Annotated in this window: 19 protein-coding genes and 2 tRNA genes; 6 read left to right on the forward strand and 15 right to left on the reverse strand. The window is 54.2% G+C overall.

The annotated features are described in order from the left end of the window. The first annotated feature begins 58 nt into the window (after nucleotides 1-58). Nucleotides 59-616: an HNH endonuclease gene (locus tag KTE_RS17930; RefSeq protein WP_201383179.1), complete on the forward strand. Its 558-nt coding sequence runs from the start codon at nucleotides 59-61 to the stop codon at nucleotides 614-616. Nucleotides 617-634: 18 nt separating this feature from the next. On the opposite strand, the gene KTE_RS17935 is transcribed toward KTE_RS17930, so the two are convergent. The 10 genes from KTE_RS17935 to KTE_RS17980 all read right to left on the reverse strand — a co-directional run bounded on the left by KTE_RS17935 (nucleotide 635) and on the right by KTE_RS17980 (nucleotide 10,199). After that, nucleotides 635-707 (reverse strand) — tRNA-Trp (locus KTE_RS17935). A gap of 42 nt (nucleotides 708-749) precedes the next feature. After that, nucleotides 750-836 (reverse strand) — tRNA-Ser (locus KTE_RS17940). Nucleotides 837-926: 90 nt separating this feature from the next. Beyond that, nucleotides 927-1,412 carry an 8-oxo-dGTP diphosphatase gene (locus tag KTE_RS17945; RefSeq protein WP_201383181.1) on the reverse strand — a complete coding sequence of 162 codons (486 nt, stop codon included), beginning with the start codon at nucleotides 1,410-1,412 and terminating at the stop codon, nucleotides 927-929. Between the two features lie 234 nt (nucleotides 1,413-1,646). Further along, complete coding sequence (locus tag KTE_RS17950) at nucleotides 1,647-2,027, reverse strand: response regulator transcription factor (protein ID WP_201383183.1); 381 nt, start codon at nucleotides 2,025-2,027, stop codon at nucleotides 1,647-1,649. A 205-nt stretch (nucleotides 2,028-2,232) separates the two neighbouring features. Continuing rightward, complete coding sequence (locus tag KTE_RS17955) at nucleotides 2,233-3,768, reverse strand: o-succinylbenzoate--CoA ligase (protein WP_201383185.1); 1,536 nt, start codon at nucleotides 3,766-3,768, stop codon at nucleotides 2,233-2,235. Beyond that, a complete protein-coding gene (menC, locus tag KTE_RS17960) occupies nucleotides 3,765-4,898 on the reverse strand; it encodes an o-succinylbenzoate synthase (RefSeq protein WP_201383187.1) in 1,134 nt (377 codons plus the stop codon). The genes KTE_RS17955 and menC overlap by 4 nt, the downstream gene beginning before the upstream one ends. 120 nt (nucleotides 4,899-5,018) lie before the next feature. Continuing rightward, entirely contained in the window at nucleotides 5,019-5,837 is an 819-nt protein-coding gene (gene menB, locus KTE_RS17965) for a 1,4-dihydroxy-2-naphthoyl-CoA synthase (protein ID WP_201369394.1), read from the reverse strand. A gap of 96 nt (nucleotides 5,838-5,933) precedes the next feature. Beyond that, a complete protein-coding gene (gene menH, locus KTE_RS17970; protein ID WP_201383189.1) occupies nucleotides 5,934-6,788 on the reverse strand; it encodes a 2-succinyl-6-hydroxy-2,4-cyclohexadiene-1-carboxylate synthase in 855 nt (284 codons plus the stop codon). Nucleotides 6,789-6,816: 28 nt separating this feature from the next. Beyond that, nucleotides 6,817-8,640 (reverse strand): 2-succinyl-5-enolpyruvyl-6-hydroxy-3-cyclohexene-1-carboxylic-acid synthase, encoded by a 1,824-nt coding sequence (gene menD, locus KTE_RS17975; RefSeq protein ID WP_201383191.1) that lies wholly within the window; start codon nucleotides 8,638-8,640, stop codon nucleotides 6,817-6,819. Between the two features lie 59 nt (nucleotides 8,641-8,699). Beyond that, nucleotides 8,700-10,199: an isochorismate synthase MenF gene (locus KTE_RS17980; RefSeq protein ID WP_201383193.1), complete on the reverse strand. Its 1,500-nt coding sequence runs from the start codon at nucleotides 10,197-10,199 to the stop codon at nucleotides 8,700-8,702. Nucleotides 10,200-11,001: 802 nt separating this feature from the next. Here KTE_RS17980 and KTE_RS17985 point away from each other — a divergent pair. Beyond that, nucleotides 11,002-12,537, forward strand: a complete 1,536-nt coding sequence (locus tag KTE_RS17985; RefSeq protein ID WP_201383195.1) for an APC family permease — start codon at nucleotides 11,002-11,004, stop codon at nucleotides 12,535-12,537. Between the two features lie 8 nt (nucleotides 12,538-12,545). Here the strand turns inward: KTE_RS17985 and KTE_RS17990 are convergent, their stop codons facing one another. Then, on the reverse strand, nucleotides 12,546-15,017 hold the full coding sequence (locus tag KTE_RS17990) for a DNA polymerase domain-containing protein (RefSeq protein ID WP_236600479.1): 2,472 nt from the start codon (nucleotides 15,015-15,017) through the stop codon (nucleotides 12,546-12,548). A gap of 302 nt (nucleotides 15,018-15,319) precedes the next feature. On the opposite strand from KTE_RS17990, the gene KTE_RS17995 reads away from it, so the two are divergent. Then, nucleotides 15,320-15,514 (forward strand): hypothetical protein, encoded by a 195-nt coding sequence (locus KTE_RS17995; RefSeq protein WP_201383199.1) that lies wholly within the window; start codon nucleotides 15,320-15,322, stop codon nucleotides 15,512-15,514. Nucleotides 15,515-15,656: 142 nt separating this feature from the next. Here KTE_RS17995 and KTE_RS18000 read toward each other — a convergent pair whose 3' ends face one another. After that, entirely contained in the window at nucleotides 15,657-18,041 is a 2,385-nt protein-coding gene (locus KTE_RS18000; protein ID WP_201383201.1) for a tetratricopeptide repeat protein, read from the reverse strand. 370 nt (nucleotides 18,042-18,411) lie between these two features. Between KTE_RS18000 and KTE_RS18005 the strand changes: the two genes are divergently transcribed. Beyond that, complete coding sequence (locus KTE_RS18005) at nucleotides 18,412-19,188, forward strand: class I SAM-dependent methyltransferase (protein ID WP_201383203.1); 777 nt, start codon at nucleotides 18,412-18,414, stop codon at nucleotides 19,186-19,188. Between the two features lie 64 nt (nucleotides 19,189-19,252). On the opposite strand, the gene KTE_RS18010 is transcribed toward KTE_RS18005, so the two are convergent. Both KTE_RS18010 and KTE_RS18015 read right to left on the reverse strand, forming a co-directional pair. Further along, on the reverse strand, nucleotides 19,253-20,425 hold the full coding sequence (locus KTE_RS18010) for a glycosyltransferase family 4 protein (RefSeq protein ID WP_201383206.1): 1,173 nt from the start codon (nucleotides 20,423-20,425) through the stop codon (nucleotides 19,253-19,255). 206 nt (nucleotides 20,426-20,631) lie between these two features. Further along, nucleotides 20,632-22,260: an RNA polymerase sigma factor gene (locus KTE_RS18015; RefSeq protein WP_201383208.1), complete on the reverse strand. Its 1,629-nt coding sequence runs from the start codon at nucleotides 22,258-22,260 to the stop codon at nucleotides 20,632-20,634. Nucleotides 22,261-22,822: 562 nt separating this feature from the next. Here KTE_RS18015 and KTE_RS18020 point away from each other — a divergent pair. Next, nucleotides 22,823-23,338, forward strand: a complete 516-nt coding sequence (locus KTE_RS18020; protein ID WP_201383210.1) for a transposase — start codon at nucleotides 22,823-22,825, stop codon at nucleotides 23,336-23,338. Between the two features lie 729 nt (nucleotides 23,339-24,067). Here the strand turns inward: KTE_RS18020 and KTE_RS18025 are convergent. Next, the gene (locus KTE_RS18025) at nucleotides 24,068-24,238 is read right to left on the reverse strand and encodes a hypothetical protein (protein ID WP_201383212.1); all 171 of its coding nucleotides are present in this window, start codon (nucleotides 24,236-24,238) and stop codon (nucleotides 24,068-24,070) included. A 239-nt stretch (nucleotides 24,239-24,477) separates the two neighbouring features. Between KTE_RS18025 and KTE_RS18030 the strand changes: the two genes are divergently transcribed. Continuing rightward, complete coding sequence (locus KTE_RS18030) at nucleotides 24,478-24,657, forward strand: hypothetical protein (RefSeq protein WP_201383214.1); 180 nt, start codon at nucleotides 24,478-24,480, stop codon at nucleotides 24,655-24,657. Nucleotides 24,658-24,696: the final 39 nt, after the last annotated feature.

Consider the following 24,696-nt stretch of genomic DNA (forward strand, 5'->3'; position numbering starts at 1 on the left):
AATTGGATCTATTCGAATGGGCTTCGCGCACATTTGAGGAGATTTAGAAAGGCAGTGTATGGATAAAAAAGAAGAGATTATTTCTTTGCTGCAACAAGGAATGTCTTATAACGAAATAGCGAAGAAAGTGGGATGCAATAAATCAACTATATCCTTTCATGCCCAAAAGATGAAGATGTCTAGAAACCAAACGCCTCAGTACGACTGGCAAGAGATTCAGAAATATCATGATGCAGGTCACGGTATGAGAGAATGCCAGAAAAACTTTGGGTTTGCTAATAGCACATGGTCTAAGGCGATTAAAAGAGGTGATATTGAACCGAACGACCACATCATTCCTCTTGAAGTTCTGTTAGTGAGTGATCGTCATAAAACAGCAAGATACCATTTGAAGAATCGTTTGTTACGAGCTGGAGTCTTAAAAAGAGAGTGTGCCATTTGTGGTATAACCGAATGGCAGGGGAAGCCACTGGCCTTTGATCTAGATCATATTAATGGTATAAATAACGATAATAGATTAGAAAATCTGCGTATACTTTGCCCCAACTGTCATAGTCAAACTGAAACTCATGCTGGGAAAAACAATTTGTATAAGAAAAAGCGTCTCCTAGAGTAAGGAGACGCTTAAGCTAGACAGGGGTGAAAGGAGTCGAACCTTCTGAAAGTCGTTTTGGAGACGACCGCCTCAACCGTTGGGCACCACCCCTACAGGGTCTAAAACTGTTAACTCTACATATTTGTAAAGCTAGCGGAGAGGGAGAGATTCGAACTCTCGGAAGGATTGCTCCTTCAGCGGTTTAGCAAACCGCCGCACTAGGCCACTATGCGACCTCTCCGGACAGTGTCCGCCGAAGCTATTCACTCCTTCGAACTGGAAATAAGTATATAGCACAGGCGCCATTTTGTCAACACTTTTTATCAGGTTTTTAGAGGCGTTGATAGTTCCAACTGAGGCATTCGCCGTTGCGGAAGAGCATGTGTCCATGAAAGGGCTGAGGCTCGCCATCAAAGACCATGGGCAGGAAATACTTGTCGCTGGGCCACATGGGTAGAGTGGTGATGGTATCGCGCGGCACCCACTCCAGCGTGCCTTCAGCGTTTCCGCTGTGTGCCGTGCCATGCCAGGCATCGATCAGGAAGATAAAGCCGAACCAGTCGGCCCCGTTCTTGCCGAAGCCTTGCCAGGAAACGGTGCCGCGAAGCTGCATATGGTCTGCTTCTAGCCCCGACTCCTCGCGTATCTCGCGGCGCATGCCCGTAACAATATCTTCATTGGCCTCTACACGGCCACCCAGGCCATTGTATTTGCCATAGTGCAGGTCGTCTGGTCGTTTGTTGCGATGAATCATCAGGATCTGCTTCCCGTCGGGGGAGAGAATATACCCCAGGGTTGCCAAAATTGGTTGGAACATAGCAATGTATCTCTTTCAGTTGTGCTTGACCTCTCGCGCCGCGGCGCTCGCCTGATAGGTGGTCTGGTGCGTGGCTGCCAGCCGCAGGTTAGCAGCACGCACCAGACCACCTATCAGGAATTTAAATCATCTCTCTCATTGTAAGCGAGCGAGTGTGTTGGTGACCAGTGGAGAGGAGATTTGGACTATCGCGCAGCGAGCTGGCCCTGTTTCAGGCAGGGCCATAAAACTATCCTAACACGCTTCAAGGGGGCTTTGATGAGGTTGTGGTTGAGGCAAACGTGCTTTGAACTGGCTAAAGCGTCCAATCGTCCTGAGTAAATGCGTCAAGCGAAATGGCATCTTGTGAATCGCAGGTAGATTATATTCCCTCGCCATACACACGTTCCACTCATAAAAAGTAAGAATCAAGATGGGTATGCAATAGCCACGCATAAGCTGAGAAATGGCGGGAAAGCCTTGCCCGAACTCTCCTGGCTCAACAATGAGCAGGTCATATAAGCGGAATTGTTCTGGCATTGTGCCATAGATATCGACTCTATGACCCCCTAGCTCCAAAGCATGGTGTAGCATATCTCGGATCAGTGGTTCTTCCTCAATTACCGCGATATACATAACGTTACTTCCTTGTAATGGAAATTAAGCATACTGGACACGCAACTGCTTATAAGCAATAATACCATGAAATACGTGAATTTTGATATTAAAATCTTATAAGTATTTTCAAATGTCAAAAAATGATATAGAAATGCAAACAAAAGTTTCGCATTTGCGAAACTTTTGTTTGCATTTCTGTTGTTCATTTGTAGCGCTTCTGTCGTTAGGAGGGGAGTAATCCAGGTAGCTCACGCCGCAAGAGCTTCCCGGCTGAGTTGCGTGGAAGTTGTGCGACCGCGTAAATAGCCTTTGGCCGTTTGTAGTGTGCTAGATGCTGTGTAACATATGGAAGTAGCTCCGTGGTTGTGAGGCTACTCCCCTCTCTCAGGCGTACAAAGGCGATGGGGAGCTGTCCCCACTGTGGATCATCAACGCCGCATACGCCTGCCTCCTCTACCTCTGGATGGATCATGAGCACAGCCTCAATCTCTGCTGGATAGACATTCTCGCCGCCAGAGATGATCAGGTCGGTGCGCCGGTCAAGCACATACAGGTATCCCTCTTCATCCACATATCCCAGGTCTCCCGTGGTGAACCAGCCATTGTGAAATGCGCGCGTGGTGGCCTCGGGACGATGATCATAGCCGGGTGTAATGGTTGGTCCCTGGAGATGAATAATACCTGGCTCGCCAGGAGGAACGGGCTGATGGTCTTCAGTGAGGATACGCAACTGCACGGGGAAGAGGGGCTTGCCAGCCGAACCAAGTTTGCGTAGCGCATCGGCAGGCAGGAGCGTTACCGCCTGTGCGCATGACTCGGTCAGGCCATAGGTCTGTACTACAGGAATATTTTTAGCGGCGCAGCGCTCTAATAGGGGTCTGGGGGCTGGTCCTCCTCCCAGGAGCACGCAGCGCAACGTCGCGGGGTACCTTCCCTGTGCCCCTGGGGCGTCGAGGGCATCAAGCATCCGCTGGAGGACGACGGCCACAACCGAAATAATGGTAACTCGCTCCTCAAAGATGGCTCGATTGACGGCTTCAGGCTCAAATTTCTCGTGTAAGTTGACGCTAATACCGTTGATAACGCTGCGCATCAGGACTGTTAGTCCGCTTACATGGAAGAGCGGTAGACAGGCAAGCCAGCAGTCATCGGCATAATGGCCAAGAGTGAGCGCCGAGCCGAGCGCGCCCCAGCAGAGCATGCCATAGGTAATCAATACCCCTTTTGGATGCCCCGTGGTGCCGGAGGTGTACATAATGGAGTGAACCGCATCCAGGCCAATGGTCTCTTGCAGCGCGATCACAGGCCCCTCGGTCTGATTCGCGACAAGAACGTTCTGCTGGACATCGCTTGTAATGAGCACATGCGCGAGAGGCGTAATTTCGTCAGCTAGTTGTTGGGCTATATCGGCGTAGCGCTGGTCACTACAGAGAAATGTTGCCCGGACGTCGCTCAATTGCCAGGCAAGCTCCTGCTGGGTCAGGCGGGTATTGAGCGGGACCAGGATGGCGCCCAGGCGCATCAAGGCGTGGACCGTGACGACAAAGGGCAGACCGTTCGTCGCCAGCAGGGCAACACGACTCTCCTTGCTCACGCCACGAGCCGCGAGCTGGTAGGCCAGGTGATCGGCCTGGCGCAGCAATTCGGTGAAGCTCCAACGCATAGAACCACATTGTATAGCCGGGTGGTTAGGCTGATTCTCGGCACAGCGTAGGAGCCAGTTGGGCAAGATGGTATCGTGAGATAAAGCGGTGTTCATCGAACTTCCTCTTGTGATGGCATGAATGTATAGCGAGCCAGGGCCGCCTGATCAAGCTGTACACCTAACCCTGGCGTTGTCGGAACGGGCATTAAACCGTCCCTGATAGTGATTTGATTGGTGAGTAAATCATCTTCGAGAAGCGCAAGCGTGGCTAAGCCACATTCCATCGTCACTTCGGGCGAGGCGGCTGCGAGGTGGAGCGTGGCTGCCAGTGATATACCTGCCTCAAGCGAGCTTGTAAGCACGCAACGCACGCCCGCGGCGTTGGCCGTTTGAATGATGGAGCGTGCCGGGTAGAGCCCACCCACCAGCTGCGGCTTGATAATCAGCACATCGGCGGCCTGCCAGTCTAAGATGCGACGCGTGCTTGCCAGGTCGTAGACCGCCTCATCAGCTGCCAGGGGGATTGCTACCCTTTGCCTGAGTTGATACATGCCCTCAAGGTCAAAGGCACGCAGTGGCTGCTCTACATATTGAATGTCATATTGGGTGCAGGCTTCCAGGATGGTTGCTGCTTGCTCCAGGCTCCATTTCTCGTTGACATCCAGGCGCAGGTGTACCTGTGGTCCTATCGCGGCTCGTACGGCTGCGACTCGCTTAATTTCCTCTTCGGGATGATCAGACAGACCCATCTTGAGCTTTAGACAGCCAAAACCCGCCTGGATGGCTTTTTGCGCGGCCTGTGTCACGGCCTCGGTTGTGGCGGCGCCAATGACGGCGTTCACAGCGACATTAGCACGTGGTCGCGTGCCAGCGGGGGCTAACAGTGTATGCAGGCTCATGCCTTCGTGCTGGCCCCATGCATCAAGCAGCGCGCATTCCAGGCCATAGAGGGCTGAGGCGGGATATCCCTGCTCTTCCAGGAGGGGATAGAGGCTGCTTACTGCCTCCACACAGTCGCGCTGGAGCAGCTGATCCCGCAGGGTGTTGAGAGCAGCATAGGTCTCGGCGAAGGTAGCGCCACCGAAATCTGGCAGTGGTGCCGCTTCGCCCAGGCCTATGATGCCCCCTGATGTCGTAATCTTGATTAGACAGCCCTCACGCTGCGCAAACGTGCCATGTGCCGTCGTGAAGCCCCCAGGCATAGGGATGCGATAGGGGAGAAGGTCGATTGCCTGTACCTGCATATGCTCGTTTCCTCTATGCTCAAAGATGTTCTCTCAATACGTCCCAGGTACAATAGCATGCAGCTACCAGATTGATTGCTGGTAGCTGCACGCATGATGCTTCTTGGTCGTGTAGCTGGCTTAGGGCAGGCGTGGATACTTCGAGAAATCGGGCTTGCGCTTCTCCAGGAAGGCGTTTTTCCCCTCTTTGCCCTCTTCGGTCATATAGTAGAGCATGGTGGCATTGCCTGCAAGCTCTTGAATGCCGGCGAGCCCATCTGTATCGGCATTAAATGCGGACTTGAGGAAGCGCAGCGCGATGGGACTCTTCTCCAGAATTTCGCGACACCACTGGACGGTCTCCTCTTCAAGCTTCTCCAGGGGCACGACTGTGTTGACCAGGCCCATGTCCAGGGCTTCCTGGGCATTGTACTGGCGGCACAGATACCAGATTTCGCGGGCCTTCTTGTGCCCAACGACGCGCGCCAGGTAGGTCGCGCCCCAACCGGCATCGAAGCTGCCCACGCGTGGACCGGTCTGACCGAAGCGGGCGTTGTCGGCGGCGATGGTCAGGTCGCAGAGCAGGTGTAGGACATGCCCGCCGCCAATAGCGTAGCCCGCGACCATAGCGATGACGGGCTTGGTCAGGTATTTAATTACCTTCTGCAACTCCAGGGCGTTCAAACGAGGAACGCCATCCTCGCCAACGTAGCCGCCCTCGCCACGCACGCGCTGGTCGCCACCTGAGCAGAAGGCACGCCCACCGGCACCTGTGAAGATAACGACGCCAATCTCTGGGTCTTCGCCGCAACGGCTAAAAGCATCAATCAACTCAAACAGGGTACGCGGGCGAAAGGCGTTGTGTACTTCGGGGCGATTGATGGTGATTTTGCCAATGCCCTCGGCCTTCTCAAAGATAATATCGGTATAGTCGCAGACTTTCTGCCAATCCAAAGACATGGTATATTCTCCTTCGAATAAGTTATAGATCAAAGAGATATGCTCTGCAAGCAAGCGCAATACATACTGGATCGCGCCTGCTCGCTCTTTTATCCCTTATGATAACACTTGGGTACAGAAATTCCCTACCTGGGCAACAAAGCGCTCAGGCTGCTCCAGATGGGGCGCATGGCCCGCTCCAGGAATGATATGCCAGCTTGCACGAGGCAATTTTTGTTGCATCTGTTGCGCGATGGCACAGAACTTGCTATCCAATTCGCCTGTGAGCAAGAGTGTGGGAAGGTCGAGCTCGCCCAGGCGTGCATGGAGCGCTGGTTGTGAGCCAGTGCCAACTCCACGTAGACTATTTGCCAGACCCGTCGCTTGGTTGTCCAGGCGTTGCTGATGGATGGCTTCCCGCTCCTCTTCTGGCAATCTTTGCTGGCTCTCGAAGAGTGGTTGTTTCTCCCAGTAGTCAACGAAGGCCGGAATGCCCTCGCGCTCAATCCGTTTTGCGAGCGCCTCGTCATTTGTTCGGCGCTGAAGACGCGCCTCGCTGTCAGCCATCCCTGGCGAGGCACTTTCTAAGATGAGCGCGCGGAAGAAGCCGGAAAAGGCGTTGTAGAGCGCGATCCGACCGCCCATGGAGTAGCCAAGCAGAATAGCTGTCCCTGGCTGGACATCCAGTTGGCGGAGCGCCTCCAGAATATCTTCCTGACAATGCTCCATAGCATAGCGCGCTGGATCGCTGGGGGCGTCAGACTGGCCATGTCCCAGCATATCAAGCGCGATCAGTTTGACGTTATATGAAGAAAGCGATGCGAATAGTGGGCTCCAGGAGAGGGCGCTCCCGGTAAAGCCATGCAGCAAGACCAGGGGGGGATGCTGTGGCTTCCCATAGATCACCGCCCCCATGTGCACACCATTCACAGCAAGCTGTCTCAGACTCATAATGCGTAGTGTACTGCCCATACCGTGTCTACCTCCCTCTCTGCTCTGCTTATGCCAGGTTCTTGAGGGCCTTATCGACTACCTGCCATAGTTGGCGATGCATTGCGACGTTACTTGCACGCTCGGTGCGTATCTCTACAACATGTAATCCGCCCTGGTCTATACCTGCCGTGACTGCCTGGCGGAAGACGTTCCAATCCTCTGCGAGGGAGTAACGCCCTCCATACATCCCAATCACGGGCGCGAAATCCAGCCCGGTCGGAGTGCCAAAGAGTTCCTCAAAATGTGCCGGTTGCGCGGCCTGGGGCAGGAATGAGAAGATGCCGCCCCCGTCATTATTTACCAGCACAATCGTCAAATTAAGCTTATGCAGGCGTGCCGCTAGAAGCCCATTGAGATCATGGAAGAACGACAGGTCGCCAATCACCAGCACTGTCGGCACTGGCTGCTCCTGCACCGCGTTGGCGGCACTGGTTCCTAACGCGCTTGAGATCACGCCATCGATACCGTTGGCTCCTCGGTTGGCAAGGACGCGTATAGGGCGTGGCTGGCACCAGAAGAAGGTATCCAGATCGCGCACAGGCATGCTATTGCCTACAAAAAGTGTTGCCTCTGTGGGTAGCAGTTCCGCTAGCTCAGTGAAGACTCGCCCCTCGAAGGGTTCGGCGAAATCCTGAATCGCGGTATGTAATGCCTGACGTGTTAGCTGGTCGGCCTGTTGCCACGCTGCGAGCCAGGAAGAGCTTTCTGGTGCCTCTGTATCGATTAGCGTAGCCAGGAGATCCCGACAGAACGCAGCGGGCTCGGTGTGAAGCATCATGCTGCTCAGGTGGGTTGGGTCCTGCCAGTCTCCCTGTCCATCAATCACGATCTGCTGGCAGCTGGGATAGTGTTGTAGGTAGAGCAAGAATGGTTTTGCCACCGGCATAGGGCCAAAGCGCAACACCACCTCAGGCTCGTAGCGTTCAGCAAAGGTGTTGAGCCGCAGGAAGGCATCATAGCTGGAGAGCACTAACTGCTGATCGATAGGCGCACAGCGTAGCTGCGAGAGAGGATCAGCCAGAATAGGATAGCCCAGTTTTTGTGCCAGTGGGATGAGCGAGCTCGCCAGGGTAGGATCGGTGCCTGGGCCAACCACAATCAGGCCGCGAGGCTGCTGCTGAAGGCGCGCGGCCAGCATAGAGAGCGTGACCTCTGGCAAGCGTCCTAATGGAGCTTCATGGACCGCTGTATATGGCAGTGCGTTATCGCGCCCCTGCCAGGCGGTGGTCAGGCGTTCTTCTGGTGGTGGGAGCGGTGCTCCAGGCTGTGGGTCCTGTGTGAGTGGCTCGCGGAAGGGCATATTCAGGTGAACAGGACCGGCAGGCGTGGCGTGTGTCAGAGCGCTCACTCGATGTGCGAGCGCGCGAATGTAACGGAGAGCTGGCTGGCTCGCCTCTGGCAGCGCGACATCCATAAACCACTTTGTATGTGTGCCAAAGAGGCGATTCTGATCAATGGCCTGGGGGGCGCCGCTCTCTCGTAGCTCATGTGGGCGGTCGGCGGTCAGGACCAGGAGCGGAACATGGGTCAGGTGGGCCTCAACCACGGCAGGAAAGAAGTTTGCCGCGGCTGTACCGGAGGTGCAGAAGAGCGCCACCGTCTCCCCCAGCGCTTTGGCCAGGCCGAGAGCAAAGAAGGCCGCGGAACGCTCATCGACGTGAAGCCAGGCGCGTATGTGAGGTGATTGAGCAAAGCTATATGCCAGGGGTGTAGAGCGCGAACCAGGACAATAGACCACGTGGTGAACGCCTGCTCGTGCCAGCTCCTCAACGAAGGCGCCGACATAGGCATAGGTTGCGTTCTGTGGACGGAGATGTTCTTGTGACTGCATAAGATTGACTACGTTTTCCTCCCTACTGCGTCAGCTTGACTATTTTAATAGAGACTTGCTTACTCTTCATCTCCCAGGCTGCGTAACATCACTGGCAACTTCCAATTGGTTTCAGTATACTCCGCTTCGGGATCAGAGCTAGCGACTATCCCATTCCCTGCGAAAAGAGTCGCTTTGGCGCCTGTAAGCAGGGCTGAGCGTAAGGCGACCGCGAACTCTCCGTTGCCCCTGGTATCGATCCAGCCCAGGGGAGACGCGTACCATCCTCGATCAAGCTCTTCATGGTCTCGTATCTCTTTGAGCGCGATTTCGCGTGGTAAGCCACCAACAGCTGGCGTAGGATGCAGGCGCGCGACCGCTTCCAGCAGGTTATGACCGGGCTTGAGTCGCCCCTCAATCGAGGTCTCCAGGTGTTGGATATTCTTGAGTTTACGCACATGGGGTTGTTCCCCAATCTCGATCTGGTTGCACAGCTCACTCAAGGACTCACGAATGAGATCAATCACAAACTGGTGCTCCTGGCGAGTCTTGTTTCCGTAGAGCTGTTGCTGACTGATATACTCATCCTCTGCAAGCGTATGTCCGCGGGGAGCCGAACCTGCCAGGGCCATGGTTCGCATCCTGCCCTCTTGTGCACTTACCAGGCGTTCTGGAGTTGCCCCTACAAAGTAGTGCTTCCCACGCTGTAAAGCGAAGACGAAGGTGTCAGGATAGCTCTGGCGCAGGCGATACAGCGTAGTTTCAACATCGAAAACCCCCTCTGGATGAAGCACCTCGACCGCGCGAGCCAGGACAATCTTCTGGTAGGCTCCCTGACGCATCTGCTCTACAGCCTGAGCGACAATCGAGATCCACTGCTGAGCGGGCAGCACTTCATGTTTGGGCATGGACGTGGTCTGGGTGCTGAGTTCTTGCAAACGCTGGAATGGGAAGTGTTCAACGATGGCGCTTAAGCGTTGCAGCAGGGCCAGTGTTTCTGTGACCTGTTGCTCCAGGTCATCTTCGGTCATCTGCGGACGGATACAGGCATGGATAGAGAGCGAGGCCTGGTCGTCATCGAGACGATACAGTAGTTGGGGCAGGGTAAGTAGGCCAGCGGGAAAGCCCTGCCAGAGTTGTGTGCCCGGACGCTGTGGATCGAAGGCAAAGCCACCAAAGAGAGCTGGAGCCGGGACGCGCTTCATAGGAACTGTAGTGGCGACCAGGCAGGTATCCTGAAAGGTGCTCAAGGCCCGCGCCGCCACATCAAAGCGGTCAGCGTCGTCGGCTGCAATGGTCAGGACGGCTCCGACGCCGACTAATGCCTCATTGCTAGCTGGTTTCTCCCAGAAAAAACGCTCGCCCAACTCAAGGACTTGAAGGGCACTAAAGATGTGTAAGGCATCGCGCGACTCGACAGGAAGCGTAAGGGCCGTAAAGATATTTTGCTGCTGCTGTTGGGCGCGTGTTGCCGCTTGTTGCAAGAGGGTAAGAAGCTGTGTTCGCTCGCAAGCAAGCACCCAGGAGGGGCGTGTGCTATGAATATGTGATGTTGCTCTATCTGTAAAGACAGTCTCCATAGTCTAAGTCTCCAACGTGGCATCGTTCTCTGTTGATAGTTGCCCTTGTGATCAGGGAAGCACGCTAGCCGCTATGCATACTACACAGCATATACAATAGATGTGCTTATAGTCATATTTGAGCGTGTATGTGTATGCCAATATAGTGTCTTTTTTTGAGCAGAGAAGGCAGGATGAATACGCGCAAGCAGAGCATAGTGCCATAAAGATGGGTTGTGAGAAGCTCACACAGCCCATCGCGTGATACCTGTGGCATTCGTGCTCAATAAGGCATGCATGGGTTAATCTCGATAATCTCGATAATCTCGATAATCCCTAATATATTATTCGACTCACATGTAGCCACCAATAGAGCAGGTAGCTATGCAAGTGGAAAAAAACGAAGCCAGTAGTCCTGTAGCAGGACCAGAAAATGGCCAGTAGGGCTGTTTGGTGGCGACGGCGCTCTGAAGGAGTTAGCAGCCAGAAAGCAATACCCGTAGTATTATAGCACGCCCGGAGAGATGCGACCAATGGAGTCCCAAGGGCTTCCAGAGCAGCTTCACCGAACTTACACACAGGGTAAGTTATTTTTCAGATTTTGGATTGGTGTAGTGTAGATTGATTTTCTGTTGCTTGTGTAAATTGTTGCACCTATAATAGGATAATAGTAATTTTTAATGCCTAAAGGATTGTAATATAAGACACAACATTGTATACATTGAAATATACGAGAAAAAAGCCAGCATGTAGAAACGATGGGTGGAGGAATAAGTGGGCTGGTGGCTGGCAGTGTTGGAAGTTGAGGTTGAGGAGAGAAGTGATGCAGGCCTCAAAAAACGTTGAAGTAGTTCAAGGGAGAGCAGCGCGCGAGGTAGAGGCGAGAGGCCAGGGAGCGTTGCCTTCCGAGCAATATGTCCCCAAAATTATGCCCTCTGTCGTTGGTGGGCGGGACCTGTTGGCATGTTATATTGTGGCCATGTTTCTCATTACAAACGCGGTTTTGCAAGCCTCGGGTGGCGTAGTGGCGCTGACCTATACTGTACTGGGTGCGGTGGCTTTTTTTCTTCCCTGCGTGCTTGCGACCGCGCAGCTAGGCATAGCCTATCCCCATGAAGGTTCCCTCTATAACTGGACATATCACGCTTTAGGCCGCTTCTGGAGTTTCTTTGTCGGACTATGCTACTGGCTCAGTGGTGTACTGGCTCCAGTGACAGCCGCCAATGCCTTTGTCACCATCCTGGCAGGCTTAAATAAAAACTGGCTTACAGAGCCCTGGCAGCAGGGATGTGTGATGATTGGCTTGCTGCTGGTAGGTTCCTTCTTATGTACCAGGCGTTTGCGTATCGCCCTCAACATGATCAATATTTCGGCCCTGGCTCTCTTGCTGGCGGTGCTAGGTATTGTCATTGCGGCCGCTTTATGGCTATGGAGTGGGCACCCTTTGCAGAAAGACCTGGTAGATGGAGCCTCCTGGCGTATTACCCCCGATAACTTCTCGCTCTTTAGTGTGGTCACTCTGAGCTTTATCGGCGCGAGTGGACCTTTGAATATGGCGGGTGAATTGAGGAGTGAAGCAGGGAGGGCAAAGCGACGTATGGTACTGGCCCACCTCTTTGGTGGAACTCCCATTGTGTTTGCCTGTTACTTTCTGGTTCCCTTTGCCATTTTGATTGTGCTCGGGCGCGCTGTCTTGCAGGAGGCAGTACCGTCATTTGCGGGTATTCATGTCATGGATGCGGTCTTTGGCTCGTGGGCTGGAAGTGTCGTCGCAAGTATCACCTTGCTCTCTTGCCTGGCAACAATTGTCTTTTATATCGGAGCTTCGGCGCGCTTACTCTTTGTGGCTGGTGCGGACCGCTTTCTTCCCCGGCAAATGGTCTACCTTAATCGGCATCGACAGCCAGTGATTGCGATACGTTTCCATACAGCCGCGGCCGTGCTTGTAGTAGTTGTTGTGTTTATGGTCTTGCCATATGTGGTAAAGCTGGGGACAACAACCATGCTGGTCCCCCGTATCTATGCCATACTTTCGGCGGTACTGACGATCATCTGGACCATTGCGACGGCGTTCTACTTTATAAATCTCTTCAGCCTCTTCCTGGGGAAGAGGCGGCACGCACAAGGGCAGCAGAAAATCTTGCCTCGCCCCGTGCTCTTACTAATTAGTGTCGTTGGGCTGCTTACCTGCCTGGCGACGATTGTGAGCACCTTTGCCTATCCCTGGTCACCTCTGATCCGGGGTGATATCTGGATTGTCTCGGTTGGTGGAATCACAGCCGTATGCCTGGTGATTGCCATCAATATTAGTATGATCGCGCACAGCGAAGCCAGGTGGGAATTATTGCGTGATAGCTAGCCGGGCCGTTAGAGATTGATGCTGGTTGTCTCACGCTCCAGACGGGGGCGAATTTCCTCGATTGGGCGCTCATAGAGATCGAAGAGGCCGGGCTGGTTGAGGCTGAAAAGTTGCTCAAAATCTTCGGGTGCGAAGGCTTTACGCAGGCGCGCGGCGTAGGAGGTGACCAGCATTTGCACATAATGCTCTACATCGTAATCCTGGCGCACCCGTTGTTTGGGGGAAGACTGCTTCTCCGAGGCCTGGTGTTGTCGCCAGTGTTGCGGTGTGGTATTCTCCTCGGCTGCCTCCTCTGGAAGCCAGATGTAGCGTCGCTGTCCTCGCCCCTTGTAGAAGCGCACACGCTCTCCTGGTAGCCACTCGTTGCGGCCAGCATTTAAGAGTGCTTCGTAAGCTGGCTCCTGATGTGAATTGCGGGATGTTTGATAGGTCGCGGGACTCTTGCTCAGGCGCACGCGGGTTGCCACATCAACGGCGGAGAACTGACGATTGCGCAGGGCATTGACGGTTTCAAGGAAGGCCTGGCGCACGCCAGGAATATCGCCCATAAGCGTACAGCTCAGGGCTTTACGTAGGAAACGCTCACCAAAGGGTTCTGAGCGGCTCGAACGCAGCGCTACGCCACGCACGATGAGCTTGCCATCATAGGTCAGGAGGGCATAGTTTTTGACCTCGTGGCTGAGCATGGCACGGTAGCGCCCCTCATATTCCAGGCGGATGCCCGCGGGTAGCTCGGCTCCGATTTCAGCCACGAGGGCGCGTTCTTTGTCGTCCGTCCAGGTCTGAGGGACCGCGAAATAGACGCCATCGGTATCGGCTTCGATGGGTAGGAGTCCGCGCGTCTCCAATGCGCGCAGCACCTGCGAGAGGATTGCGCGCCCACGGCTGGTGACCTCATTGGCGGCCTGCGGATCGGCGAAGAGCGCCATCTGTCCAGCTCCCATATAGCCATAGGCGGCGTTGATCAGAATCTTCATCGCGGCCTGCGTGGCGTTATGGTGGTTCCCCTCAATAGAGGTGGGGTCGGCGAGGCGTGCGGCCTCCTTGTGGGCCAGGCGCAGATCTGTGAGGCGCGCCAGGATTTTGAGCAAGGCTCCCAGGCGATCGCAGGCGGGACCAATCTGAAATGTACGCATGAGCGAAGGATAAAGCGAGGCAACATCGGCCTTGACGATGTGTTCGGCGACTCCGCTGGCGAAGAGGTGAACGGCACCACCCGCGTGTGGCTCGACACCGGCGTTGTTCGTGGCATAATCAGCCTGGCAGGGAAGCGCGGTTCCGGCGCGCAGGTAGGCGCGCACGAGAATAGGTTCGAGGATGCCCATGGCGGGGCCTGCCGAGGCGAGCCGTTCATAGCGGCGTGGGGCCATGGCTGCCAGGGCAAAGGGGGCACCCAGGAGTCGGCGTGAGAGTCCATCCACTTCATCGACATCATCGAGGGCGTAACGACGCACCTTCTCTGGCTGCTGGCGATAGGTATCATAGATCGCGCTTCCCTCGATATACACGCGTTGGGGCGAGGCAATGCCAAAGTAGCGCGCGATCTCTTTCAGGCTATAGCTGGGAATGTCGCGTACGACGAAGTCATGGCGGCGTACGGCATCAAGTGTATCAATCAACTCGCGCCCGGCCACGGTGTAGCGTGTGCGGTGGCGAGCCTCGGGACCCACGGCCAGCGTCTCTTCACGGCTCTCAAGTATTGCATGGTAGCCTGCTGGCCCCATGCGTCCTATAGCCAGGGGAATCTCATGCACGAGTGCGCGGCGGCTGAGAAATGAGAGATCGAAGCCAAAGAGGTTATGATTTTCAATCACATCGGGGTCGCGCTCACGGATAATCTGGCAAAGCTCCTGAATTAGCTGGGGCTCGTCACCGACTTGCGGCGCCTCCAGGATCTTAGTAAAGCCACGGCTATCACGAATGGAGACGAGAAAGATGCGTCCCTGACGTGGATCGAGCGAGGTCGTCTCCAGGTCGAATTGCAGGCGGTGCAGGTCCTCGTAGTTCATGCCATGGAAATAGGTGCGCCCTGTGCTCATAAGGTATTGCTCGACGGCCCCCACGCGGTAATAGGTATGCTCCAGGTCGGTTTCGGCAAGACTCTTGACCTGGTATTTGAGGCGATGGGACGCGCCAAAGAGGATCTCACGTTCTAGCAAACGCCCATCCGTGGACGAGAGGAGATAGCGGTAAGAGCCAGGTGGGCCATCAAGCTCACGGAACCAGATAGCATGCCGCGTCCTGGGAACACTTTCGTGTGGAAGCAGGCTTGAACCCAGGTGAGCCAGGTCCTCAAGGGTTGTGGCAAAGAGCCAGGGGCGGAAGCGGTCAGGAAGACAAACAACTTGCTCACTCTCTTGCTCTCGTACGCGCCGCCAGATGAGAGCGCGCCCATCCCGATGCGCCCAGACAGAGACAATGCCCGGCATGGGGTCCCAACCAAAGAGATAGCTATCATCAGTTGTATGCTGATCCTGCATAGGAGATCGGGCGACTACTGTAGATTGCCGGGTTTCTGGGTTTGTGGATGACGCTGTTTCTCCTGTGGCCATAGCACCTCTCGGTTTGCATTGCGTGGTTGACAAAAGCAAGAACGCCTATTCTAGAAGCTATTATACCATACCCCCGTTCAGGCTGTAGAGGGCTTTTCTAGAGTAAGGGGCAGCTAAATGAACAGAGGATGTAGACAAAGCGGATGTTTGCGCGTTTACTCAATAGAGTGTTATATTTCTATTTTATTTGCTGTGTGTGTATGCCTGTTAAGAAGGTTAGTGAGAACACAATGAAGTATTCGCCTCGCTCTGGCATGCTCGTTGTAAGCATGACATTTTTGTTGCTGGCGGTAGGTATTCTACTTATGTTTGCCGCGGCCAGCTCGCTCCCCTATACGGGGCGCCCATTACAATATTTTGAAACGCCAACGCCCGGCTCGACACCTGGCGTCATTAATTGTTTGAGCCTCCGCTGTCATCACTAGCTTGCGTGGCGTCCTACAATTGAATTTACCCAACCTCTTGTAGGGTCCATGCTGGCATGGACTCCGAGACCCACAGGCCGATACCCCTGCACAGGGAGGTCGCTTCGCTCGGAGTCCATGCCAGCATGGACCCTACATTTGTTTAAAGTGGGCTGGAGGGCATGGAGAGGGAGGCAAGCCAGGTACGGACCTCGGCCTCTTTGCGGTGCCCACTCATGACGAGGCTTGCAAGGCAGATATCGCCGAGGCGGCGCGCTTCGGTAATATCGCCCTGCGCGGCGGCTACGCGTGCCAGGCCATACTGCCCCAGGATATACATCTCGTGGTCTCCCTCGGGGAGGGTCGTGAGCATGTGCTGATAGGCTGTCGAGGCCTGCTCGACCAGGTCGAGATGTAGGTAGAGTTCGCCATAGAGGTTATGCGCTGAGGCGATAATGCGCGGCGAGCCAATTTCTTGCGCGACTTTAAGGCCCTGTACAAGAAAATCTTCTGCCTGAGTGTACGTTCCCTGCTTGATCTTCATTTCACCAATATTAATGAGAAGGATGCCAATCCATTCGCGTAGGTGAAAGTGTTGTGCCAGCTTCAGGCCTTCCTGGAGGTGTGTCTCGGCCAGTTCATAATGTTCCTGCTCATAGGCCAGGGTTCCGAGATTGAGCAAGAAGATGATAGTGAGTTCACAGTGGACGATCTGGCGTGCCAGGCTAAGACCTTCGTTGAGGAAGTGTTCGGCCTTCTCATTCTGGCCCTGCTCGGCATAAGTCACGCCAATGCTGAGATAGAGGCGACTGACCTTTTCGCGGTCCCCCTGCGTACGGGCGAGACTAAGCGCCTCCTGTAGATATACCTCGGAGCGGTTATAGTCGCCACCACTGGCTATGATGGAGCCGAGCACGCGGAGTTGTTCGATAAGATACTCGGGATAGTTATCCTGCTGGGCGATAGTGAGACCCTCGCGCAGATAGGACTCGGCGCTGCTATAATCGCTGCGCTTCCAGACGAGCCAGCCCTGGCCCGTGAGGTGCGCACAGAGATAGCGACGGTTATTCCAGCGCCGCGCCAGTTCTATGCCCTGTTGATAGGTTGAGTGCGCGAGAGTATATTCGCCAAGGCGATAGGCGATCTCGCCGATCTGGAGCAGCGTATTGAGGATGCCGTCACGATCCTGAAGGATATTCGCGGCCTGGTAAGCGCGCTGGAGATGAGTATGGGCAAGAGCATATGAGCCACGCATGAGCAGGAAAGGGGCGAAGGCACAGACGCCCTTGACTAGTTCAGCCCAGTACTGGTGTTCATAGGCGGCGTCGAGTGCACCCAGGATAACCGCGCTCTCACCCTCAAGTAGCTCGTAGTCTTTCTCATGCTGCTCGACATAATCCAGGATATAAGCGATGAAGCGAGCGTAGGGCGCAGACTCCTCTAAGTGAGCACGCGCGTAGTCGGAGATGGTCTGGTGTAGTGTATAGCGCTCACTGGTGCTACACTCCAGGAGACCTGCATCAATAAGCACATCAAGCGTAGCGGGATCGCAGTCAGCGACAGTGAGCGCAGCCTCTTCAGAGAAGCTATGTGGCTTGGGTGGCAGAATAGAGAGCGCATAGAGCGCGGCACGAGCCGTTGAGGAGAGCTGCCGATCTGTAATAGCGATCACCGACTGAAGCGAGCGCAGTTTCGGCGCGCCCGGCTCCGGCTCTAAATTAGCGTCGTACGCCTCACTTAATTCCAGGCGTTGTCTGGTATTGCTCAGGCTTTGAATAGCGTTCTGAATATGCTGCGTATTGCCATGGTTGGCCTGTTTGCGCAGGTAGTTGCCCATGAGGGTCAGGGCCAGGGGGAGACCGCCCACAGCCTGGACAAGGTCACTCTCTTTATGAGAATCATGACGAAAAACGGTTGGCGCGAGATGACGCAGGAGGCGCATACTCTCCTCTTTATTCAACTCGGGGAGCGTCAATGGTCCATTGACTGCGAAATGCGCGGCGACGGTGGGGAAGCGAGTGGTCACCAGGTGCGCGCAATGTGGCCCTCCAATCTTGAAAGGAAGCACATCCTCAAGCGACCAGGCGTCGTCAATAATGATCAGCAGGCGGCGCGAGCCGATGGCGGCGTGCAGCGCCCTGGTCCAGGCCGCATAGTCTATACTCTGCTCCGCCAGGGAGAGACCAAGCAGGCGGCCCCAACGGCTCAAGATGCTAGGAATATTGGCGCTCGGACCCAGGCCTGCCCAGAGGATACCATCCGCGAAAGATTCAAGCACCTCTTCATCATAGGCCAGGGTGATGGCCAGCGTTGTCTTTCCGATGCCAGGCAATCCGTTGAGTGTGGTCAGCGAGGCATTGCCATCCTCCCATAGATGCTGCTTAAGCAGTTCCAGATCGTTGGCGCGTCCAATCAAGGGGGAACTCGGCTGGCGCGGGATCGCGGGATCAAAAATGGGCAGAGGGCGTGTGGGCACGGAGGACAGACGGTGCAGCCGCGAGGACGCTTGTGGCGAGTGCATCTGAGCTTTCGATGTGTTATGTTGCATAACGAGGGAAACCTCCTCCAGGTGCCGCGAAGGAGCCGGGCAGTCAGCCTTTGCCTGTAATGTACGAGAAGAGTCTACTTCATAATGTCTATAATAACATAAAAGTGCATTAAAATACCGTAAAGAATTAGCCTGCTCCCCTGCTTTAATTGACGCAAAAAACACCCATGAAATCAACCCCCCCCTAACTTCCAGTAGACGCGTACGCCAGTAGCGGGTGCCCGTTACTGGCATACGCGTCTACTGGTGATGCCCTAAAAGCATCAATTTTTGCAAAAATAAGTATTAGACAATATCAAGCAGGAGTGGGTATACTTGGGATGTGCACAACATTTAGGATATGCCCAGGCTGTAGAAGAGGAGAAAATTTATGACCGATGAGCGTAATGAGCGGATTCAGAGCCGCTTTGGCGTGGCTGCCAGCGATTATGTCACCAGCGCGGTACATGCTCAGGGACCTGATTTACAGTGGCTAATCGAGGTGGCACGACTGGATGGAAGCGAGGTAGTGGTGGATGTAGCGACCGGGACAGGCCATACCGCGCTGGCGCTGGCTCCCCATGCCCGCGAGGTTGTGGCTATTGACTTCACAACTCCCATGCTTGAGGCGGGCCGCAAGCTCGCTGAGGAGCGCCATATCTCCAATGTGAGATTTATCGAGGGGGATGCGCACGTGCTTCCACTGCCGGATGCATACGCGGATGTCGTGGCCTGCCGTCACTCGGCGCACCATTTTGTGGACCTGCCCCAGGCAGTGAGAGAATGGGCGCGTATCCTCAAACCCGGTGGGCGGCTGGTAGTGATTGATGCAATCGTGCCAGAGGAGCAGACCCTGGACGACTTTATTAATCAAATAGAGGCCCTGCGCGATCCCTCACATATACGCAACCGTTCTGTGAACACGTGGCTACACTTATTGGGGGAGGCAGGTATTTTAGCGTGCCTCGAGCGCAGTTGGGGTATTCACATGGATGTACCAACCTGGACGCAGCGTATGCGCACGCCCTCGGAGAATGTGCAACGCATCCTATCTATGTTCGCGGCGGCTACACCAGAAGAGCGAGCCAGCCTCAAGCTACAGCAGGTAGATGGCGTCGACTGGTTTGATCTCCCAACTGGACTATTTGTCGGCGAGAAAAATAAATAAGAAGAGGTTCTGGCCGGGAAGGGCACGCCCTTCCCGGCCAGAACCTCTTCTTATTCACCAGGTTTTAGATGGCGTCGGGATGGCTAATGGGGAGGAGACAGCGATCCGGCTGAACGGTATCAGGCATAACCTGGCGGTAGACATCGAGGTAAGCGCGAGTCATGGCCCTGGACGAGAAGTGTTCGTCGACATGGGCACGCACCTGGGCGCGGTCGAGGTCTTTCACTCGCGGCATGGCCTCGACCATTTCATCGAGTGTATCCACAACGAAGCCGCTGACACCGTTATATACGACCTCAGGTGCTGCGCCGCGTCCAAAGGTAATCACGGGACAACCCAGGGCCATGGCCTCGATCATGACCATGCCAAAGGGCTCTTCCCACTCGATAGGGTTGAGAAACGCCGTGGCGCGACTAAAGGCCTGGATCTTGCCCTCCATATCCAGAGGACCGAGATAGCGTATTTGCTCATCATCAAACTGTGGCTCAAGTTGCTCATGAAAGTACTGTTCAGCCTCGGGCGAGGAAGTATCGATGGTTCCGCCCAGATGCAGAGGAACTCCAGCACGTCGTGCCGCCTCAATAGCCAGGTGCGGTCCCTTTTCGGGCGAAAAGCGACCCAGCCAGACATAGTACGGCTCAACCTGGGCATCGGCTGGAACAGTATACTCCTTCATGGAGATACCATTGTAGACAACGCCTGCCCAATTTAAGGGCGCCTGCCCCGCCTCCACCTGACAGGCCTTGCGACTGATCGCGACGACGGGGCACTGACGCCCCCATTCATAGAAGAAGTAGTTGTCCGCGTCACCCAGCCAGGTGCCGGCCCGGTCAAAGGGCATATGGCTATGCATCGTAATGATATGCGCCATCTCCAGCGAGGCCAGCATAGGCAGAAGATACATATCTGTAGATGAAGAGAGATGCCCATGAACGACATCGTAGTCATTCTCCTGCTGGATGTGCTGCACAGCTTTATACATATGGAAGTAGGCCTTAAGGTGAGCTTGCCAGGGAGTACCCTCTTTGAGGAGCGAGTCATGATAAAATGAGATATGCCGGGCCGAGGTCTGTGCATCGGCAGGTGCATAAAGCGTAACATCATGTCCCTCGGCGACAAGCTCTTCCACAAGATTATTCAAAACAGACTCTGTCCCGCCATAGTTTTCCGGAGGAATTGGCAGCCAGGGCGGTGCGATCTGCGCGATTTTTAAGCGTTTCTTTTGCTTTGTACTCATAAATGACTTTTTGTGCCTTTCTTATATTCATAGAACCAAAGTATTCTTCTTCCAACCAACACAATCTTACTTACCTCATCCCTTATAGTACGTTTCTCTCTGGGTAGAAGGCTACTCATGCATAGTAGTTTGGTAGGGGGCTGCGCTGCTAAAGCACGCGGGTCGCTTTTGCATTTGTTGCATGTATTTGTCCCTTGTTTTTGCCACTAAAAATAGATGGAGGGGATGCTGACGGTGAGGCTGGTGGCAGAAAGATGCCAGGTGCTATGCTTTTGTAAACTGGTGGCGCGGTAATAGAGGTCGATGGTGGGGAGGTGCCAGCGTACATCTGAAGGCAGGTAGGCGCTGTTCCCGGCCGTCAGGAGGAGGTTGGCGATATCCTTGCAGGCCGAGGATTGGAGACAGTTCAGTGTGACATGAGTCATGCTGGGCGTGATAGTTACCTGTGAGAGGCTGTATGGCGCATTGTGGCTGGAGCGAGGTGTGGGAATGATCTGCCCAGTGTGAAAAGGCAGGGTGAATTGAAAGCGGAGCGGCTGTGACCCTTTATAGACGGTAGTAGTGCCGCCTGTCGTCTGGTCGACAAGCCATATTGAGTGGATATCCAGGGTTACATGAAGCTGGTGAATCTCGCCTGGGGTTGGACTTGAGGGTAGATAGAAGAAAGAGATATCGTTGTTAGTGTTGTACTGGCCAAAGAACGTGCTATAGGCCGCGTACTTGTGCCCTATGGTTATGCTTGTGTGTAGCTCCTGGATGGAGAGCGTACCAAACATGTCCGTGACATCGTTCAAGTTGTTGTAAGCGGACTGGAGGAGAGTATAAGCCAGGCCGATAGCATTAGCATCGGCGTAAGCTTGTTGAAGCCTGAAAATAAAGCCGGGGCGCGTAGATTGTTGCTGATTAATATCGCTGTAGAGATGTGAATTGCAGATGGAGGGCTGCGCGTGGCTATCGTTGGACTCGTCGGCGAAGAAGCAAGCTGGCCGATCGACGCGGGCATCATAGTACGCAGGGGTGAAGACTGGAGGGGCTTTAAGCTGGCTTGAAGAGACTAACTGATTTTTATTCACAAGCAGCAGGGCCATACCGGACGTAAGCAGAGAGACGACGAGAAGCAGAGAGGTAAGCATCAGTCCCAGGCGCAGGAAGATGCGTTGGCGCAGGGGGCGCGTATAGGAGGCCGAGGATGAGAGGCGAAGCAGAGTCAGCCCCTGCTGATTGGACTGTTCGCCCTCCTCTTCTTCGCTAGCCAGAAAGGGTGAGCTGACCTGCTCGCCAGGCTGTGGCAGAGCCAGGATAGCCTCGCGAAGCTCCTCCTCCGTCGCGGAGGCATATTCATCAGAACGCAGCCAGGACCAGGCTGACTCCAGGTGGGTGCGCACGCGCCGCTCAGGTAGACCCAGGCAAGCGGTAATCTCGGCCAGCGAGAGCCGGGCCACCACATGCAGGACCAGGCAGGCTCGTTCATAGAAGGGCAAGCGAAGCACCGCCTTAATGAGTGGGGGGGTGCTTGTAGGCAGCGCGAGGAGTTTATAGAGGGGCCAGGAATGGCGACGCAGACCGCGAGCAGAGGGCTCCTGGGCGTCATAGGCGATATTGGTCGCGATACGGTAGAGCCAGGTGAGAAAATCCGCGCCAGGCTCCAGGCCTGGCAGAGCCTCCCAGGCACTCCGAAATGTGTGAACAGTCAAAGGGGTGGCTTTCTCTTCCCCCAGCAGGCGCACAAGATAGAGTTGGATGCGAGGACTATAGCGTACGAAGATCCCCTGTATACCCGCGATATCGCCAGCCTGCGCCTGCGAGATAAGATCCTTGTCCCCGGAACTGCTCATTGCTTTAGCTCCTTTATTTTGTTCAGATCGGGTAGTGCTTCTAAAGGGCTCCCTATATGCCTTAAGCTAAGGATTTCCCGCCTATGCAGGAAGGGCCTTGACATGATCGTGTTGCCCATGCAGGAGGGGCCAGGCAATCATCCCGCCGTCCATGCGGGAGGGGTCTTAGTAGCCGGCGCCGTCCATGCAGGAGGTACCCAGCAATCATCCAGCCGCCCATGCAGGAGGTACCCAGCAATCATCCAGCCGCCCATGCAGGAGGGGCCTTGGTAGTGCTTCTAAAGGGCGCACCTACCAAGACCCCTCCTGCTGGACGGCTGCACGTCCGGGTGCGCCCCACGCCCGGTAGGTGCGTGGATACTATCTGATATCTGATAAACCCGCCCAAATTGGCTTGGATGGTTGGATATATTTTGCCATTCTCCAAATGTATAGCTATATTAGAATATACATCAAAAATGTTTAACAATAAATAGCTGTACTCAGAAAATGCCAGGCTGCACATGAAAATTTGCCTACCTGAATTGCGATGCCATTTTGGATAGTGTATAAAAGAGATGTTATGAGTTCATATAATCGTAAAAGGATCTTGGGTTCTTCTTTTGAACCTAAGCAGCATCATTTGCCTGGGTATGATTACAGTAAACCGGGTATATATCATGTCACGATTCATTGTCATAAGCTGGCTCCTCCACTTAGTGATATCGATCACGTGACAGCACAAGTTATCTTTTCTCCTGAAGGAAAAAGCGTTTGTGAAGCAATTCAGAAGGTTCCATTATATTTTCCTTTTGTGCAGATAGATTGCTACGCAGTTATGCCAACCCATATACACATTCTTTTCATTGTGGGAGAGCAACCGCAGCCACAATTTGGGCATACTCGTGTTCGTTTGGGTGATATTGTAGGCAAACTAAAGGGCCTGGCAACATATCAAACACGCCGTGCAGGAACCTTCGACTTCAGTTGGCAAAGCGATTTTTGCGACACTATCATTTGGAATCGATCTCAATATGAAGTTGCTCGCCAGTACATTCATGATAACCCTCTATGCTGGCTAGAAAACCACGCTGAATAAGCGGCCCACCGCCCATGCAGGAGGGTCTGGTAGTAGTGCTTCTAAAGGGCGCACCTACCAGACCCCTCCTGCTGGGAGGCTACGTTTCTATTAGCACCTACCAGACTCCTCTTGCTGGGAGGCCGCATTTCTCTGGTACGCCCACGCCCGGCAGGTGCGAAAGGTAGGTGCGCCCTTTAGAAGCACTACCTTTCGCACCTGCATGGGCGTGGGTGGCTGCACGTATGTATAACCATTCGCGCACCTGCATGGGCGTGGGTGGCCTGCACGTATGTGATGCCTGGCTCGACCTGCATGGGCGGAGGTATATATTTAGACTCTCCTGTCAGTTAGTACTACAGAAGTTGAAGGTTGAAGAACAAGACATACCAATTTTTGGGGACGTCACGCATAAATTTGACGGCTTTGATGAGTGCAGAAGGTGTTTTTGTGCTATAATGGGGCAGGATTGCTCGTTGAGCAGGTTATTTTTTCAACCTTCGGGACCATGCTAGTACTTTTTGCCAGAAAAGATGCTAGACATGACGATTAGCAAAAAATCTTATACTATCTTTTCTAGGTATCGATACTGAGGTATAAGACATTTGACCCGTGGAAGTTCCGTTTTCAGTCTTTTATCAGTCTTTTGGAATAAGACACAACCTCACCACCCAGAGGGGTTGAGATCGGGAATATTTCTGGCGGGTTGGTCGCAGGATACAAGATTACTTTGTTGGCGCGTGAGCTGGCTCACACATGCTCGCCGCCAATGGCAGGGTTCGCGCGGATTGTGGCAGCCCAGAGCTGGCACCCAGTGACCACAATCCCCCTGAACGCCAGTGGGGCATTTGCTAGCACGATCCCACTGCGAAAGGCAGCACTGCACATCCGTGGATCGGAAACTAACAATGTGTAGATCATGTGCGTTAAGCACCCAAGAAGGCACATGATAGTAATTTTGGGGGATGTACATGTATTGATGCTTGAGGCCCATAGGCAGAAACGGGTATCCTGAACATCAGTGGGACTGGTGGCGAGTAGGCAGGCTCACTCACGCCTACTAAATTGGAGATCATGGATATGTCGGGTTGGACCGCAACTTGAGGCTTCAGGTAGTGAATACGCGCGATTATTTCCCCAGGGAAAGGTAGAGAAATCGTATGTTCAGAAATATGCTGCGTTGGATTATTCCACTGGTCGTCTTGCTCATCGTCATCACTGTCGTCGCCATCGGCGCAGTCACCTATACCCACGCCGCCGGTACCGCACCGACGCGCCACACAACTGACCAGACCACCCCAACTCCAAGCACACAGCCAAATATCTTCTGGAATGGTTAGAAAAACTATGATGAATTATATGCAGGGAGTAGCGCCACC

Source organism: Ktedonobacter sp. SOSP1-85, assembly GCF_016587415.1.
Lineage (GTDB): Bacteria > Chloroflexota > Ktedonobacteria > Ktedonobacterales > Ktedonobacteraceae > Ktedonobacter.

Coding starts and splice junctions, on each gene's coding strand:
- KTE_RS17930 (WP_201383179.1), top strand. CDS start 59: ATGGATAAAAAAGAAGAGATTATTTCTTTGCTGCAACAAGGAATGTCT.
- KTE_RS17945 (WP_201383181.1), bottom strand. CDS start 1,412: ATGTTCCAACCAATTTTGGCAACCCTGGGGTATATTCTCTCCCCCGAC.
- KTE_RS17950 (WP_201383183.1), bottom strand. CDS start 2,027: ATGTATATCGCGGTAATTGAGGAAGAACCACTGATCCGAGATATGCTA.
- KTE_RS17955 (WP_201383185.1), bottom strand. CDS start 3,768: ATGAACACCGCTTTATCTCACGATACCATCTTGCCCAACTGGCTCCTA.
- menC (WP_201383187.1), bottom strand. CDS start 4,898: ATGCAGGTACAGGCAATCGACCTTCTCCCCTATCGCATCCCTATGCCT.
- menB (WP_201369394.1), bottom strand. CDS start 5,837: ATGTCTTTGGATTGGCAGAAAGTCTGCGACTATACCGATATTATCTTT.
- menH (WP_201383189.1), bottom strand. CDS start 6,788: ATGGGCAGTACACTACGCATTATGAGTCTGAGACAGCTTGCTGTGAAT.
- menD (WP_201383191.1), bottom strand. CDS start 8,640: ATGCAGTCACAAGAACATCTCCGTCCACAGAACGCAACCTATGCCTAT.
- KTE_RS17980 (WP_201383193.1), bottom strand. CDS start 10,199: ATGGAGACTGTCTTTACAGATAGAGCAACATCACATATTCATAGCACA.
- KTE_RS17985 (WP_201383195.1), top strand. CDS start 11,002: ATGCAGGCCTCAAAAAACGTTGAAGTAGTTCAAGGGAGAGCAGCGCGC.
- KTE_RS17990 (WP_236600479.1), bottom strand. CDS start 15,017: ATGCAGGATCAGCATACAACTGATGATAGCTATCTCTTTGGTTGGGAC.
- KTE_RS17995 (WP_201383199.1), top strand. CDS start 15,320: ATGAAGTATTCGCCTCGCTCTGGCATGCTCGTTGTAAGCATGACATTT.
- KTE_RS18000 (WP_201383201.1), bottom strand. CDS start 18,041: ATGCAACATAACACATCGAAAGCTCAGATGCACTCGCCACAAGCGTCC.
- KTE_RS18005 (WP_201383203.1), top strand. CDS start 18,412: ATGACCGATGAGCGTAATGAGCGGATTCAGAGCCGCTTTGGCGTGGCT.
- KTE_RS18010 (WP_201383206.1), bottom strand. CDS start 20,425: ATGAGTACAAAGCAAAAGAAACGCTTAAAAATCGCGCAGATCGCACCG.
- KTE_RS18015 (WP_201383208.1), bottom strand. CDS start 22,260: ATGAGCAGTTCCGGGGACAAGGATCTTATCTCGCAGGCGCAGGCTGGC.
- KTE_RS18020 (WP_201383210.1), top strand. CDS start 22,823: ATGAGTTCATATAATCGTAAAAGGATCTTGGGTTCTTCTTTTGAACCT.
- KTE_RS18025 (WP_201383212.1), bottom strand. CDS start 24,238: ATGATCTACACATTGTTAGTTTCCGATCCACGGATGTGCAGTGCTGCC.
- KTE_RS18030 (WP_201383214.1), top strand. CDS start 24,478: ATGTTCAGAAATATGCTGCGTTGGATTATTCCACTGGTCGTCTTGCTC.